The sequence below is a fragment of the Streptomyces sp. NPDC127119 genome, from assembly GCF_042677425.1.
Taxonomy (GTDB): Bacteria; Actinomycetota; Actinomycetes; order Streptomycetales; family Streptomycetaceae; genus Streptomyces.
Window position 1 is genome coordinate 99,605 of the sequence record NZ_JBHXTO010000016.1, and the last position, 15,589, is coordinate 115,193.

Sequence of the window (15,589 nt, forward strand, 5' to 3'; positions counted from 1 at the left end):
GCCAGGGCGACGCCGTGGACGGGGTTACGCGGCGTACGGCTTGGCTTCGAGGACCTTCACCGAGGCGAGCTTGCCGTTCGGCAGCTCGTACTGGGCGTCCTCGCCGATCTTCTTGCCGTTCACACCGGAGCCCAGCGGGGACTGCGGCGAGTACGTCTCGATCTCGGAGCTCGCGTATTCGCGCGAAGCGAGCAGGAAGGTGAGCGTGTCGTCCTCGTCGCCGTCGAAGGCGATGGTGACGACCATGCCGGGCGCGACCGCACCACCGGCCGTCGGAGCCTCGCCCACCTTGGCGTTCTCCAGGAGCTGGGTCAGCTGGCGCACCCGGAGCTCCTGCTTGCCCTGCTCCTCCTTGGCCGCGTGGTACCCGCCGTTCTCACGCAGATCGCCCTCCTCGCGCGCGGCCGCGATCTTGGCCGTGATCTCCGCGCGCGCAGGACCAGACAGGTGCTCCAGCTCGGCCTTGAGCTGGTTGTACGCCTCCTGGGTCAGCCAGGTGACGTTCTCGCTGGTCTGGGTCACAGGTGCTCCTCGTAGGTACTGGGAATACAAAGCATCGCCCTACCCAGAAGAATGTTCCTTCTCGGGTGGGCGAAACCACGAGCCTAACAATTCACGGGCCGAAGGGGGAGGACATAAGCCATCAGAATTACGTCCACGCAGGTCAGTGCAGAGGGGCCGGGAGTGACATCCGTCAGTGTCGCGTGTGGTCCGCCGCGGCCACGGAGCCGCACGGTTCGCACGGTGGGGCGGGGCCCGGAGTGAACCGGTCCCGAGGGCCGGTCCGCGGCTCAGTCCGCGTGGCAGCCGAGGAGTTCCGCGGTCGTGCCGGGGGCCGTCGTGCGCAGCGTGAGGACCTTGTCGACGCGGTTCGCGTCCTGGTCGAAGCGGAAGTCCGCGCGGCCGACCTCGGCGCCGTCCTCGGCCTGGGAGCGGATCGTGCAGTAGCCCGTCACACCCGAGTCCTTGCGGACCTCGAGATGGACCTTCACGGCGGAGTCCGAGGCGTCGAAACTGATGACCTCGGCGCTGATCTTGTTACCGGCCACGTAGTGGAAGGCGAAATAGCCGATCAGTGCGAGCAGGGCCACGCCGAGCACGGAACCGATGACCTTGAGTTTGCGGTCGGCGCGCGCGTCCGCGGAGCGACCGTACCGGCCCTCGGGCAGCTGCACCGTACTCATGATCGTCCTTTCCGGGGCGGGGCCGCCGGGCCGGGGCCCGGAATTTTTCGCCCGCCGGTTCGGTCACTATAGGAGGGCCGATCGCGCCGTTTCACACTGGGGCGCCGACTTACTGAGGATTGAGTCTTGACTGACCAGCTGCGACTGATGGCCGTGCACGCCCACCCCGACGACGAGTCGTCGAAGGGCGCGGCCACCATGGCGAAGTACGTGTCCGAGGGGGTGGACGTGCTGGTCGTGACCTGCACGGGCGGGGAGCGCGGCTCCATTCTCAACCCCAAGCTGCAGGGCGACAAGTACGTCGAGGAGCACATCCACGAGGTGCGCAAGAAGGAGATGGACGAGGCCCGCGAGATCCTCGGCGTCAAGCAGGAATGGCTGGGCTTCGTGGACTCGGGCCTGCCCGAGGGCGACCCGCTGCCGCCGCTGCCCGAGGGGTGCTTCGCCCTGGAGGACGTCGACAAGGCCGCCGGTGAGCTGGTCCGCAAGATCCGCTCGTTCCGTCCGCAGGTGATCACCACCTACGACGAGAACGGCGGCTACCCGCACCCCGACCACATCATGACCCACAAGATCTCGATGGTGGCGTTCGAGGGCGCGGCCGACACCGAGAAGTACCCGGAGTCGGAGTTCGGCCCGGCCTTCCGGTCGCAGAAGCTCTACTACAACCAGGGCTTCAACCGCCCGCGCACCGAGGCGCTGCACCACGCCATGCTGGACCGGGGCCTGGAGTCGCCGTACGGGGACTGGCTCAAGCGGTGGGACGAGTTCGAGCGCGCCGAGCGCACGCTGACGACGCACGTCCCGTGCGCGGACTTCTACGAGATCCGCGACAAGGCCCTCATCGCGCACGCCACGCAGATCGACCCCGAGGGCGGCTGGTTCCGCGTCCCGATGGAGCTCCAGAAGGAGGTCTGGCCGACGGAGGAGTACGAGCTGGCGAAGTCCCTCGTCGACACATCCCTCCCCGAGGACGACCTCTTCGCGGGCATCCGCGACAATGCCTGATATGAGCGCAAGCCTGGCACTGACGCACCTCGTCCCTCTCGCCAAGGAGGTCGACGAGAACAAGGTCACCCCCGGTGTCCTCGGCTTCATCGTCTTCGCGGTGATGGCCCTGGCGGTCTGGGGCCTGATGAAGTCCATGAACCGGCAGCTGGGAAGGGTCGACTTCAAGGAGGACGCCGACCCGAAGGCGGAACCCGCCGGGAAGGCGGCATCCGGCTCGACCGGCTCCGCCCCCGGTTCCGGCTCCGGTTCCGGGGGGACGGCTTCGCCCGCTAAGGGCTGAGCCCCGGACGCGACCACGATCGTGACCGCGGTCACGACCGCGTCGGCGTCGGCGCCCTGATCCGGTGATGCCCGGAAGGCATCGCCGGATCAGCCACATCCGCGGGTCGCCGCGGGGCACGGCGCTGTCACGTCCGCTCCGCCGAGACCGCCACCCCCATGACCTCCCGCGCATGCCGGTTCGGGACCATGCCCAGGCGCCAGGCCTGCCAGCCGGACTCCAGGTCCGCTCCCCGTTCCAGGAGGAGCTGGTACGCCTCGATGTAGTCGTCCAGTTTCCCGTCGCGGGACGGGTGGCCGGTGCGGGAGAGCTGGGACAGCTCCTCCTGGGCCACGGCCGTGCCCACCTCGACGCCGCCGGGGGACGCGTACGGCAGGAGCGTGCAGCGCAGGAAGCGGGCCCAGTCCTCGCCGCGGCGGTCGCCGTAGGAGGCGAAGAGCGCGGTCGCCTCGTCGCACAGGGCCAGCCCCGACTGCGTACGGGCGTTGCCCGCGTCGACCACCGCCAGTTCCAGGCAGGTCCAGGCCTCGCCGTGGGCGACGCCGATCCGCTGGAAGTCGGCGCGCGCGTCCACCAGGAGCTGACGGGCGAAGCCGGAGTTGCGCAGCGAACCGGTCTGCGCGGCGCGCTGGTCGCGGGTCACCCGGGCCGAGTGGTGGCGGGCGCAGGCCAGACCGTAGACGTCGCGGATGCGCGAGAACATCGTCCGGGACCGTTCCAGCTCACGGACCGCCTGGTCGAGGTTGCCGGTCTCCTCCAGCGACTGGCCCAGGTAGTACACCGTCCAGGCCTCGCCCCGGGAGTCCTCGTTCTCGCGGTGGCGGGAGGCCGCCTGGCGCAGACCGTCCACGGCGGCGGACGGGTCGCCGTCGACCAGCCGGGCCCGGGCCAGCTGGGTCAGCGCCCACGCCTCGCCGCGCGCGTCGCGCGTACGCCCGTACAGGTCGAGCGCGTCGCGCAGTTCGGACTCGGCGCGCGGTACGTCGCCCATGCGCAGGCCGAGCTGGCCGAGCTGGTAGTGCGCCCACGCCTCGCCGTGCACCGACTCGCCCTCGCGGTGCAGGTCCAGGGCCTGCGTGAGCAGGTCGAGCGCCTCGCGCAGCCTCGCCCGGTCGCGCTCCACGGCCGCCAGAGCGTGCATCGTCCAGGCACGGTCCGCCGCGAGGTCGGGGGAGGCCTGCAGGTCCAGGGCCTCCTGGAGCTTCACCGCCGCCTCGGTGAGATTGCCCTGGTGGTGGAGGGTGATCCCGAGCGAACACAACGCCCGTGCCGCGCCCGCGTCGTGATGGGCCTCGAAGTAGAGGTCGACCACCGACGTCAGGGTCGTACGGGCCTTGTCGAGTTCGCCGAGCTGACGGGCCGCGATGCCCGTGCGCCACTGGACCGAGCGCACCAGCAGCCCCTGGTCGACGGCCTGCGTCAACTCGCTGATCTCGCCCAGCCGGTAGAGATCGCCGCGCAGCAGGCAGTAGTCGCACAGGGCGCCCAGGAGGTTGAGCACCGCCGCCTGGTTCACGCCCTCCGCGTGCCGCAGTGCCGCCGTGATGAAGCTCGACTCGTCGTCCAGCCAGCGCAGGGCCGCGTCCAGCGAAGTGAACCCGTGCGGTCCGAACTGGTCCGCGCGGGTCGACGTCTTGCCGTCGACCAGGCGGATCACCGAGTCGGCCAGCTCGCCGTAGTTCACGATGAGACGTTCCTGCGCGGCCGTACGCTCGGCCGGATCCTCCTCGTCGAGGAGACGGGCCTGCGCGAAGGCCCGTACGAGATCGTGCAGGCGGTAGCGGCTGCCGCGGACGTGGTCGATCAGACCCGCGCGGGACAGGGCCTCCAGATGGCGGGTCGCCTCCGCCTCGTCCGTCGCGAGCAGGGCCGCCGCCGCGGCGGCCCCCAGCGAGGCGCGGCCCGCCAGGGCGAGCCGCCGCAGCAGCCGCCTCGCCGGGTCCGGCTGGTCCGTGTAGCGCAGCCACAGCACCCGTTCGACCGGCTCGACCGGACCGTACGCCGCCAGGTCGGTGGCGAGCCGGCGCGGTGTGCGCGGGCCGAGGGACGAGCCGGCGACGCGCAGCGCCAGGGGCAGTCCGCCGCACAACTCCCTGATCTCGTCCGCGGCTTCGGCGTCGTACGGGGCCGAGGCGTCCTGGGCGGACGCCTTCAGAAGTTCCTCGGCGCCCGGCGCGGCCAGTGGTTCCACCGCGAGCTGGTGCACCCAGGCGGGCAGGTCGGCGGGCAGGTCCAGGGGTTTGCGGGCGGTGACGACGACCAGGCTGTCGGAGCGCTCCGGCACGAGCGTGCGCACCTGCTCCAGATCGCTGGCGTCGTCCAGCACGATCGTCACCGGCAGGCCGGTCAGATGCTGGTGGTACAACTCGGCGAGCCGCCTGACCTGCTGGTCCTGCGAAGAACGCTCACGGAACAGGAGCTGTTCACGGGGCGCGCCCAGCCGGTTCAACAGGTGGAGCAGCGCGTCGCGGGTGGTCAGCGGCGGCTCCTCCGCGCTGTCGCCCCGCAGGTCCACCACGCACGCGCCGCGGAACTGGTCCTTCAGCTCGTGCGCCGCCCGGACGGCGAGGGTGCTGCGGCCGGAACCCGGCGCGCCGTGCAGGACGACCACCGTCGGCCTGGTCTCGGTGCTCGCGCGGGCCGCGTGCACCCACTGCGCGATCCGCAGCAGCTCCTGGCGGCGGCCCGCGAACGGCCCGACCGGCTCGGGAAGTTGCCCGAACGACTGCTCCAGGACGCTGCGCCGCCGGGCCGCCGCGCTCTTGTCCGTGCGCCGCAGCTGGGGTGCGCCCTTCTTCGCCCCGGTGGCGGCGTTGAACACGCGCTGCTGGTCGAAGAAGGGCCGGATCCCGCGGACCTCCAGGGCGGTCAGCCAGGTCAGGCGCAGCTGTTCGGGACCGCCGGGCTGGCCGAGGGCTCCCGCCCGGCGGCTCGCGGCCGGCAGATGGGACGCCGTCACCTTCGCCACCGTGGTCGCCGCGCCCACGACGCCGACGACCGCGCCCGCGCCGACCGCCGTGCCCGTGCCAGCGCCCAGCGCCAGGTCCGCGACCACGGCCGTGAGCGCGGCGACTGCCGCCACCAGCAGGGGAGTTCCGGCGCCCTCGCGCGCGTAGCGCTGCCCGAAGGTCAGCCGGCCCGCCTCGGCCTCGTCCGTCGCCTGCGTGTAGGCCTCGTACTCCTCGGCGGCCGTCTGCGCCATCGTGTCCAGCGAGGCCCGTGCCCGCGACAGCAGTACGCTCCCGTCGACCCGCCCGCCCGAGCGCCGGACCTCCTCCTCCACGGCCCGCACCAACAGCCGTTCGGCCTCCGCCCGATGGCTGTCCCGCATTTCGCGTCCCCCTCCGCCGACAACGGCTTTCCTGGTCAAGTGTCCTGCGGATGAGCGGGGAAGGCGAGGGACCCACTGGCGCGTTCCCTGGCATGCGCACGCCCATCCGGGAGCCCGAACCCAGTACCTACCCCCGCGGGAACCGGATGATCCGCGGGCCGCGCGGGTGATCCTTGGGCCGTACCGGTGTTCGGCGACGCGCGCGGGTGATCTGTGGCCGGCACGTTTGCCCGTCCGCCGTGCCGGCACCGTCGGCGGTGCCCGCCGCGCCCGCCCGCCGCGCCCGGCGTGTCTGCCCGCGCCGTTGGGGTGGGGAGGCTGGGGCTGTGGTGCGGCTGCGGCCGGGTGGGGGTTGAGCGCGCAGTTCCTCGCGCCCCTGAAGGGCGCCGGTGGCGCCCTGTGTGTTTGCCGCAGCCGCCGTGGCTGCCTGCGCCGTTGGGGTGGGGAGGCTGGGGTTGTGGTGCGGCTGCGGGCCGGTGGGGGTTGAGCGCGCAGTTCCTCGCGCCCCTGAAGGGCGCCGGTGGCGCCCGGCATGCTCGCCGCAGCCGCAGCCGCAGCCGCAGCCGCAGCCGTGCTCGCCGCGCACCCCCCACCGCTTCCCACCACCCCCCTCCCCCTGCGGCAGGATGGGCTTCATGTCGAATCGACTGGCCCACGAGACGTCCCCCTACCTTCTGCAGCATGCCGACAACCCCGTCGACTGGTGGCCCTGGTCGGCCGAGGCCTTCGAGGAGGCGCGCCGGACGGGTAAACCGGTGCTGCTGAGCGTCGGTTACAGCAGTTGCCACTGGTGCCATGTCATGGCTCACGAGTCGTTCGAGGACGAGCAGACGGCCGACTACCTCAACACGCACTTCGTGAACGTCAAGGTCGACCGCGAGGAGCGCCCCGACGTCGACGCCGTGTACATGGAGGCCGTGCAGGCGGCGACCGGGCAGGGCGGCTGGCCCATGACCGTCTTCCTGACGCCCGACGCCGAGCCGTTCTACTTCGGTACCTACTTCCCGCCCGAGCCCCGGCACGGCAGCCCCTCCTTCCGGCAGGTCCTCGAAGGCGTGCGCGGCGCGTGGACCGACCGGCGGGACGAGGTCGACGAGGTCGCCCGGAAGATCGTGCGCGATCTCGCCGGCCGCGAGATCGGCTTCGGCGACGCGCAGCTGCCCGGCGAGGGCGACCTCGCGCAGGCGCTGCTCGGGCTCACCCGCGAGTACGACGCCACCCACGGCGGTTTCGGCGGGGCGCCCAAGTTCCCGCCGTCCATGGCGGTCGAGTTCCTGCTGCGCCACCACGCCCGCACCGGGTCCGAGGGCGCGCTCCAGATGGCCGCCGACACCTGCGAGCACATGGCCCGCGGCGGTATCTACGACCAGCTCGGCGGCGGTTTCGCCCGCTACTCCGTCGACCGTGAGTGGGTGGTGCCCCACTTTGAGAAGATGCTGTACGACAACGCGCTGCTGTGCCGCGTGTACGCGCATCTGTGGCGCACCACCGGGTCGGACCTGGCCCGCCGGGTCGCCCTGGAGACCGCCGACTTCATGGTCCGCGAACTGCGCACGAACGAGGGCGGGTTCGCCTCCGCGCTCGACGCCGACAGCGACGACGGCACGGGACAGCACGTCGAGGGCGCGTACTACGCGTGGACGCCGCAGCAGTTGCGTGACGTGCTGGGCGACGAGGACGCGCGCCTCGCCACCGACTACTTCGGTGTGACCGAGGAAGGCACCTTCGAGGAGGGCGCCTCCGTCCTGCAACTGCCGCAGAGCGAGGGCGTGTTCGACGCCGCACGGGTCGAGTCCGTCAAGGCCCGTCTGAAGGAGGCGCGCGACGGCCGTCCCGCTCCCGGCCGGGACGACAAGGTCGTCGCCGCCTGGAACGGGCTCGCGATCGCCGCGCTGGCCGAGACCGGCGCGTACTTCGAGAGGCCCGACCTCGTCGACGCGGCGCTCGCGGCGGCAGACCTCCTCGTACGGCTCCATCTGGACGAGCACGCGCGGCTCGCCCGTACCAGCAAGGACGGGCGCGTCGGCGCGCACGCGGGGGTGCTGGAGGACTACGCGGACGTCGCGGAGGGCTTCCTCGCGCTGGCCTCGGTGACCGGCGAGGGCGTCTGGCTGGAGTTCGCCGGCTTCCTGCTCGACCACGTCCTCGTGCAGTTCACCGACGAGAAGTCGGGAGCCCTGTACGACACGGCGGCCGACGCCGAGAAGCTCATCCGCCGCCCGCAGGACCCGACCGACAACGCCACGCCCTCCGGCTGGAGCGCGGCGGCCGGCGCCCTGCTCAGCTATGCGGCCCAGACCGGCTCGGAGCCCCATCGGACGGCCGCGGAACGGGCGTTGGGCGTGGTCAAGGCGCTCGGGCCGCGCGCCCCGCGGTTCATCGGCTGGGGTCTGGCCACCGCCGAGGCGCAGTTGGACGGACCGTGCGAGGTGGCGGTCGTCGGACCGGGTGACAATCCGGCCACCGGGGAGCTGCACCGCGCCGCGCTGCTCGCCACCGCACCCGGCGCGGTCGTCGCCGTGGGCACTGCGGACAGTGACGAACTGCCCCTGCTGGCACACCGGTCACTTGTCGACAATGAACCGACCGCGTATGTCTGCCGTAATTTCACCTGTGACGCCCCGACGACCGACGTCGACCGCCTCCGGGCGGCACTGGGGCGCTGAGCAGGGGAAACACCAGGCATGCCGAGGTTCGATGTGCGCAGGTGTTCGGATACGTCCTACTAGTCGACCGAGCATTCCGAAACACGCTATTTATCAGAACACCTCCCGGACTTCACAGAATCCCCATAGTCTCTGTCCCGGACACGACAGGAGTGACTCGCTGTCGTGACAGGGGGTTCTGGGGATCCTGGGGGGATCTTTTGCTGGCGTCTGTCTTCATCGCTGTCGTTTCGCTCGCCCTTTTCTGGATGGCTGCTTTCACCCTGTGGTGGCAGATGCACGCGTGGCGCACGCCCGAGGTGCTCGCCTCCACCCGGTTCAGCAGTCCGGACGGGGGCGAGCACGTGTCCTTCTCGCTGCTGCTGCCCGCGAGGCACGAGCAGGCCGTCCTCGACCACACCATCCAGCGCCTGCTGGAATCCAGCCACACCGACTTCGAGATCATCGTGATCGTCGGCCACGACGACCCGGACACCACCGAGGTGGCCCGGCACGCCGAGGCCCGCGACCCGCGGGTGCGTGTGGTCGTCGACACCCACGAGAAGAAGAACAAGCCGAAGGCCATGAACACGGCGCTGCCGTACTGCCGCGGCGATGTCGTCGGAGTCTTCGACGCCGAGGACCAGGTCCATCCGGAGCTGCTCGCGCACGTCGACCACGCCTTCCGCACCACCGGCGCGGACGTCGTCCAGGGCGGCGTCCAGCTCATCAACTTCCACTCCAGCTGGTACAGCCTGCGCAACTGCCTGGAGTACTTCTTCTGGTTCCGTTCGCGGCTCCACCTTCATGCGCAGAAAGGTTTCATCCCGCTGGGCGGCAACACCGTCTTCGTCCGCACGGACGTCCTGCGGGAGGCCGACGGCTGGGACCCCGACTGCCTCGCCGAGGACTGCGACCTGGGCGTACGGCTCTCCAGCGTCGGCAAGAAGGTCGTCGTCGCGTACGACTCCGACATGGTGACCAAGGAGGAGACGCCCGGCAGCCTGATGTCGCTGCTCAAGCAGCGCACCCGGTGGAACCAGGGATTCCTCCAGGTCTACCGCAAGAAGGACTGGAAGCAGCTCCCCGGCTTCGGCCAGCGCCTGCTCGCCCGCTACACCCTGATGACCCCGTACCTCCAGGCGATCTCCGGCGTGATCATCCCGCTCAACGTGGCCGTCGCGCTCTTCCTCGACGTCCCCGTCGGCGTCGCCTTCATCACCTTCCTGCCGGCCGTCACCGCGTTCGTCACGTTCGTCTTCGAACTCGTCGGACTGCACGACTTCGGCAAGCAGTACGGGCTGCGCGTCCGCTTCGTCCACTACCTCAAGCTCGTCGTCGGCGGCCCCTTCTACCAGGTGCTCCTCGCCGGGGCGGCCGTCCGGGCCGTCTGGCGCGAGCAGCGGGGCCGCAACGACTGGGAGCTGACCAGCCACGTCGGCGCGCACCTCACCGACACCGGCCCTCACTCCGGCAACGACATCGGCAAGGGCGCCGACATCGCCACCGCCACCGCACCCGTGAACGGCGCCGCCACCGATGCCGACACCGAAGCCGCGGCCGTGGCCCGCGGGTCCCGAGAGGACGTCCCTGCGTGACCTCCACCCTCCCCGCGGTGACCACCTCCAAGGTCCCCGCGCAGCGCACACCTGTCCCCACCACCGGTTCGACACCTCGAACAGCACCCTCCCGGCTGCGCCGTTCGAAGGCCGACCTGATCCTGTGCGGCGTCCTCCTCGTGGCCGTCATGACCGTGCAGGGCTGGAACATCGCCGACTACCCGACCCTCAGCGACGACGAGGGCACCTACCTCGCGCAGGCCTGGTCCGTACAGCAGGGCGACGGCCTCGCCCACTACACGTACTGGTACGACCACCCGCCCCTCGGCTGGATACAGATAGCCGTCCTGACCTGGATACCGTCCCTGCTCAGCCCCGAGTCGATGACGGTCGGCTCGATGCGGATCGTGATGCTGCTGGTCAGCGCGGTGAGCGCGGTCCTCGTCTACGTACTGGCCCGCCGACTGTCCCTGCCCCGCTGGGCCGCCGCGCTCGCGCTGCTGCTGTTCGGGCTCTCCCCGCTGTCCGTGGTCCTCCAGCGTGAGATCTTCCTCGACAACATCGCGGTGATGTGGACGCTGCTCGCGTTCTGCCTCGCCGCCTCCCCGAGCCGCCACCTCTGGCACCACTTCGGGGCGGGACTCGCCGCGGCGGCGGCGGTCCTCACCAAAGAGACGATGATCTTCGTCCTGCCGGCCGTGCTCGTCACCATGTGGCGCCACAGCCACCGCGACACCCGCAAGTTCGCCCTCACCGGAGCCGTCACGGCCTGCGTCCTGATCGGCATGTCGTACCCGCTCTTCGCCCTCCTCAAGGGCGAGCTGTTCCCCGGCGCCGGACACGTCTCGCTCTGGGACGGCCTCGAATACCAGCTGACCAGGCCCGGTTCGGGCTTCATCCTCGACCAGGGCTCCGGCTCGTACGAGGTCCTGCGGTCCTGGCTCTACTACGACCGCATCCTGCCGCTGGGCGGCCTGGCCGGCGCACTGCTCCTCCTGGTCACCTGGCGCTGGTCGGTCACCGCGCGGGCGCTCGCCGGACCCGCCCTGACCGTCGCCGTCCTCGCCCTGGTCGCCCTGCGCCCGAACGGCTACCTGCCCGCGATGTACGTCATCCAGGCCCTGCCGTTCCTCGCACTGGTCCTCGCCGGAGGCACGGCGAGCGTCGCCCACGGGGTGCTGCGCAGATGGCGTGCCGCCGACGAGAGCACGTACGTCACCCGCGGCCGGTACGCGGTCGCGGCGCTGCTCGTCGCGGTCTCGGCCGTGTACGTCGTGCCGCGCTGGTACGACGGCGCCCGCACCGCCGCCACCACCGACGCCAACGCCCCCTACCGGGCCGCCTCGAAGTGGCTGGCCACCGAGGTCGACGACCCGCAGGACACCCGCGTCCTGGTCGACGACGCGCTCTGGCTCGACCTCGTGCACGCCGGCTACCGGCCCGGCCTCGGCGTCATCTGGTTCTACAAGGCCGACCTCGACCCCGCGGTGACGAAGACCATGCCGCGCGGCTGGCGCGACCTCGACTACGTCGTCGCCTCCCCGACCGTGCGGCGCGACGCCGTCGACCTGCCCAACGTGAAGCAGGCGATGAAGCACTCGACACCGGTCGCCACCTTCGGCGAGGGACCGGACCGCATCGAGATCCGCAGGATCGAGAACGGCGGCGAGGAGAGCAGGGCGAGCAGGGAGAGCACGGCGAGCGGCACGGGCGCCGCGGCCACGGAAGGCGGCGACCGATGACGTACGAGTCCATCGTCCCGGGCGAGCTGCCGGGGGAGTTGAGCGACTCGGCACTGCGCTCGGCCTCCCCGCTCCCCGAGCCCGGCGCGGTCACCATCGTCGTGCCGACCTTCAACGAGTCCGCGAACATCCGCGAGTTGCTGCGGCAGATCACCGCCTCGGTGCCCGCGCGCCTGCCCTGCGAGGTCGTCTTCGTGGACGACTCCACCGACGACACCCCCGAGGTGATCCGCGAGGCCGCCCGCGACTGCCCGTACCCGGTGACCGTGCTGCACCGCGAGGAGCCCGTCGGCGGACTCGGCGGGGCCGTCGTCGAGGGCCTCCAGGCGGCGACCTCCGACTGGATCGTCGTCATGGACGGCGACCTGCAGCATCCACCGTCCCTGGTGCCGGAGTTGGTGGCCGCGGGCGAACGCGCCCCCGCCGGACTCGTCGTCGCCTCCCGCTACATCAAGGGCGGCAGCCGCGAGGGACTGGCGGGCGGCTACCGCGTCGCCGTCTCGCGCGGCGCCACCTGGCTGACGAAGACGCTGTTCCCGCACCGGCTGCGCGGTATCAGCGACCCGATGAGCGGCTTCTTCGCGATCCGCCGCAGCGCGGTCACCGCGGACGTCCTGAAGCCCCTCGGCTACAAGATCCTGCTCGAAATGGCCGTACGGGCCCGGCCCCGCCAGGTCACCGAGGTGCCGTTCGTCTTCCAGGACCGGTTCGCGGGGGAGTCCAAGTCGAGCGCGCAGGAGGGCTTCCGCTTCCTGCGGCACCTCGCCGGACTGCGCACGGCCTCGCCGGTGGCCCGGATGGTGGTCTTCGGGCTGATCGGCGCGACGGGCTTCCTGCCCAACCTCCTCGGCCTGTGGGCCCTGACGGCCGCCGGGATGCACTATCTGCCCGCCGAGATCGTCGCCAACCAGTTCGGCGTCGCCTGGAACTTCCTGCTCATCGAGCACCTGTGCTTCCGGGACCGGCGGCAGCACCGGCACTGGTGGGACAGGGCGGGCCGGTTCGCGCTGCTCGCCAACGCCGACCTCGTCCTGCGCATCCCGCTGATCGCGCTGCTCGTGGGCCGGTTCGGCATGAACGCGCTCACCGCCACGGCACTCGCCCTGGTGACCACCTTCGTCCTGCGGTTCGCGGGCACGGAGGCGCTGGTCTACCTGCCACGGAAGGGAGGGCGCACAGGAGGAGCGGCGGCCGGGAAGAGCCGCCGCGCAAGGAGCCGCACAGCAAGGAGACCCAGCTGATGTTCCGCAGACCCGCTCCGGCGTCGGGCCGCCCGGCCCGCCCCCGACACCCGGCCCGCCCCGGACGCCGTACCACCACCCTGCTCGCCGTCGGAGCCCTCACCTCGGGGCTGCTCCTCTCCGTCCCGCAGCCGGCCTCCGCCGCCAACCTCGTGAAGAACCCGGGCTTCGAGACCGCGGGCACGGGCGGCGACGGCATGCCGTACTGCTGGGAGAAGTCCGGCTGGGGCGACAACGACTTCACCTTCTCCACCGTCGGCGGCGCCCACACCGGCTCCAAGGCCATGAAGGTCGAACTGACCCGCCGTACCGAGGGCGACCGCAAGGCGCTGATCACCGAGTCCGCCGCGTGCGCGCCGGTGGTGAGCGTCGGCAGGCAGTACGACCTCGGGCTCTGGTACAGGTCGACGACCCCGGACACCTCCCTCACACTCTTCCGGCACGACACGACCGCCGGCTGGCAGTACTGGACCGACCTCAAGACGCTCCCGATCAGCGCGAACTGGTCCGAGGCGACGGTCCGTACCCCCGAGGTCCCCGCGGGCACCGACCGCATCAGCTGGGGCGTCTCCGTCTACGGCACCGGCTCCGTGACCACCGACGACTACACGATGGACCAGGTCGCCGACCCGGTACCCGACCCGGTGTGCACCGGCACGGCCGAGCAGTGCGCCAACGGCCGCTGGGACGTGCTGCCCACGCAGAACCCGGTCCGCTCCATGCACTCCGTCGTCCTCAACAACGGCAAGGTGCTGCTCATCGCGGGCTCCGGCAACAGCGAGGAGATGTTCGAGGCGGGCACGTTCACCAGCGCGGTCTACAACCCGGTGACCGGCACGTACAAGCAGATCCCCACGCCCAAGGACATGTTCTGCGCGGGCCATGTGCAGCTCGACGACGGCCGCGTCCTCGTCATGAGCGGCAACAAGGGCTATCCGTCCGCCGACGGCACGATCGGCTACCAGGGCTACAAGGACTCGTACCTCTTCGACCCGGTCACCGAGACGTACAGCAAGACCAACGACATGAACGACGGGCACTGGTATCCGTCGGCGACGATCCTCGGCAACGGTGACGTGATCTCCTTCGGCGGGCTGAAGGAGGACTCGACCGGTTCCGTCACGGCCGAGCGCTGGTCGGACGCCGAGAACAAGTGGCTGCCGCTGTGGCAGGTCAACCAGACCTGGTCGTACTGGGGCCTGTACCCGACGATGGTCCTCATGCAGGACGGCCGCCTTTTCTACACGGGCAGCCACACCTTCGGCAACAACATCCCCGGCACGGGCTCGGCGATCTACGACTACGACGCCAACACCACCACCCAGGTGCCCGGCCTGCAGCGCAAGGACGAACGCGACCAGTCGGCCAGCGTGCTGCTGCCCCCGGCCCAGGACCAGAAGGTCCTCACCATCGGCGGCGGCAACATCGACTCGAACCCCGACGCGAACCGGCTGACCGACGTCATCGACCTCAAGTCCGCGAACCCGGCGTACGTCGCCGGACCACCGCTCCCGCAGGGCACCGTCGACCTCGGCAACGGCAAGGTCCCGCAGACCGGCGCCCAGGGCAAGATGTACGTGTCTGCCGTGCTGCTGCCCGACGGCAAGGTCCTGGAGACGGGCGGCGCCCTGCACAACCGCGCCAACCCGGTGTACGAGTCGTCGCTCTACGACCCGGCGACGAACACCTTCGACCCGGTGGCCGCCGACCCCGAGGCCCGCGGCTACCACTCGTCCGCGTTCCTGCTCCCCGACGGCCGCGTGATGGCCACCGGCGACAACCCGGGCAACGGCACCTGGAACCACAACGTGTCCGTCTACACCCCGCCCTACCTGCTCAAGGGCCCGCGTCCGGCGATCACTTCGGTCATCGACAACGAGTGGACGTACGGCGACACGCAACGCATCACGGTCGACCGCCCCATCGCCAGGGCCGAACTGATCCGTCCGGCCGCGGTGACCCACTCCTCCGACCCGAACCAGCGCTTCGTGGACCTGCCGCTCTCCGTCGACGGCAACAACGTCGACCTGAACGTCACGAGCAACCCGAACCTCGCCCCGCCCGGCTGGTACATGCTCTTCGCGGTCGACGCGAACGGCGTGCCGTCGGTCGCGAAGTGGGTGCACCTCCAGGGCCCGTCCGCCCTGGCAGCCGCTTCAGGGGAGGCCGCCTCGGGCCACGTCCACGCCTTCGCGGACTCGCTGGAGGGGAAGGTCGTGAAGCCCGGCAAGAAGCGCGCCGCCGCGAAGGTCAGCCCGACCATCGCGGGCTGCGACCGCCACTACGGCTCCGCGAACGTCTGCGTCCCGACGGTCTTCCCGGACACGGTCAAGAAGACGACGGCGTCCCGCTGCACCTGGCTGAAGTCGAACGACTACGGCCCCCTGAAGATCAACGGCAAGGACGACCCACTCCGCCTCGACCGCAACGGGGACGGCGTGGCATGCGGAAAGGGAGACGTCAAGCGCTGAACCGGGGCGCGACCGGGAGCTTTTAGGGGCGCGGGGAACTGCGCGCCCAGCCACGACGCACCCGCACCCGACCAGACACCGTATGCGCAAGCGAACCACAAGCGCCGGACGGGCTGATCTCAGCC

10 protein-coding genes are annotated in these 15,589 nt (G+C 70.9%); 7 read left to right on the forward strand and 3 right to left on the reverse strand.

Translation table 11 applies throughout. The annotated features are described in order from the left end of the window. Window positions 1-24: 24 nt before the first annotated feature. Window positions 25-522, reverse strand: coding sequence for a transcription elongation factor GreA (gene greA / locus ACFVH5_RS10835; protein WP_385833195.1), 498 nt, complete (start codon window positions 520-522; stop codon window positions 25-27). A 269-nt stretch (window positions 523-791) separates the two neighbouring features. After that, on the reverse strand, window positions 792-1,184 hold the full coding sequence (locus tag ACFVH5_RS10840) for a DUF4307 domain-containing protein (RefSeq protein ID WP_385833196.1): 393 nt from the start codon (window positions 1,182-1,184) through the stop codon (window positions 792-794). A 147-nt stretch (window positions 1,185-1,331) separates the two neighbouring features. On the opposite strand from ACFVH5_RS10840, the gene mca reads away from it, so the two are divergent. Beyond that, window positions 1,332-2,192, forward strand: a complete 861-nt coding sequence (gene mca / locus ACFVH5_RS10845) for a mycothiol conjugate amidase Mca (protein WP_384812519.1) — start codon at window positions 1,332-1,334, stop codon at window positions 2,190-2,192. A 1-nt stretch (window position 2,193) separates the two neighbouring features. Then, the gene (locus ACFVH5_RS10850; RefSeq protein ID WP_385833197.1) at window positions 2,194-2,475 is read left to right on the forward strand and encodes a hypothetical protein; all 282 of its coding nucleotides are present in this window, start codon (window positions 2,194-2,196) and stop codon (window positions 2,473-2,475) included. A 127-nt stretch (window positions 2,476-2,602) separates the two neighbouring features. Here ACFVH5_RS10850 and ACFVH5_RS10855 read toward each other — a convergent pair whose 3' ends face one another. Further along, window positions 2,603-5,806: a tetratricopeptide repeat protein gene (locus ACFVH5_RS10855; protein ID WP_385833198.1), complete on the reverse strand. Its 3,204-nt coding sequence runs from the start codon at window positions 5,804-5,806 to the stop codon at window positions 2,603-2,605. 635 nt (window positions 5,807-6,441) lie between these two features. Here ACFVH5_RS10855 and ACFVH5_RS10860 point away from each other — a divergent pair. From ACFVH5_RS10860 to ACFVH5_RS10880, 5 genes are all read left to right on the forward strand, one after another. After that, on the forward strand, window positions 6,442-8,472 hold the full coding sequence (locus tag ACFVH5_RS10860) for a thioredoxin domain-containing protein (RefSeq protein WP_385833199.1): 2,031 nt from the start codon (window positions 6,442-6,444) through the stop codon (window positions 8,470-8,472). A 200-nt stretch (window positions 8,473-8,672) separates the two neighbouring features. Continuing rightward, window positions 8,673-10,049, forward strand: coding sequence for a glycosyltransferase (locus ACFVH5_RS10865; RefSeq protein WP_385833200.1), 1,377 nt, complete (start codon window positions 8,673-8,675; stop codon window positions 10,047-10,049). Continuing rightward, a complete protein-coding gene (locus ACFVH5_RS10870) occupies window positions 10,046-11,752 on the forward strand; it encodes an ArnT family glycosyltransferase (RefSeq protein WP_385833201.1) in 1,707 nt (568 codons plus the stop codon). The genes ACFVH5_RS10865 and ACFVH5_RS10870 overlap by 4 nt, the downstream gene beginning before the upstream one ends. After that, window positions 11,749-12,993 carry a glycosyltransferase gene (locus ACFVH5_RS10875; RefSeq protein WP_385833202.1) on the forward strand — a complete coding sequence of 415 codons (1,245 nt, stop codon included), beginning with the start codon at window positions 11,749-11,751 and terminating at the stop codon, window positions 12,991-12,993. Before ACFVH5_RS10870 ends, ACFVH5_RS10875 begins: the two co-directional genes overlap by 4 nt. Beyond that, window positions 12,993-15,464, forward strand: a complete 2,472-nt coding sequence (locus ACFVH5_RS10880) for a galactose oxidase-like domain-containing protein (protein ID WP_385833203.1) — start codon at window positions 12,993-12,995, stop codon at window positions 15,462-15,464. Before ACFVH5_RS10875 ends, ACFVH5_RS10880 begins: the two co-directional genes overlap by 1 nt. Window positions 15,465-15,589 lie beyond the last annotated feature (125 nt).

What these genes read in the sequence shown, in the direction of transcription:
- ACFVH5_RS10860 (WP_385833199.1), top strand. Translation starts at nt 6,442, where the DNA reads ATGTCGAATCGACTGGCCCACGAGACGTCCCCCTACCTTCTGCAGCAT.
- ACFVH5_RS10850 (WP_385833197.1), top strand. Translation starts at nt 2,194, where the DNA reads ATGAGCGCAAGCCTGGCACTGACGCACCTCGTCCCTCTCGCCAAGGAG.
- mca (WP_384812519.1), top strand. Translation starts at nt 1,332, where the DNA reads ATGGCCGTGCACGCCCACCCCGACGACGAGTCGTCGAAGGGCGCGGCC.
- ACFVH5_RS10880 (WP_385833203.1), top strand. Translation starts at nt 12,993, where the DNA reads ATGTTCCGCAGACCCGCTCCGGCGTCGGGCCGCCCGGCCCGCCCCCGA.
- ACFVH5_RS10840 (WP_385833196.1), bottom strand. Translation starts at nt 1,184, where the DNA reads ATGAGTACGGTGCAGCTGCCCGAGGGCCGGTACGGTCGCTCCGCGGAC.
- ACFVH5_RS10855 (WP_385833198.1), bottom strand. Translation starts at nt 5,806, where the DNA reads ATGCGGGACAGCCATCGGGCGGAGGCCGAACGGCTGTTGGTGCGGGCC.
- ACFVH5_RS10875 (WP_385833202.1), top strand. Translation starts at nt 11,749, where the DNA reads ATGACGTACGAGTCCATCGTCCCGGGCGAGCTGCCGGGGGAGTTGAGC.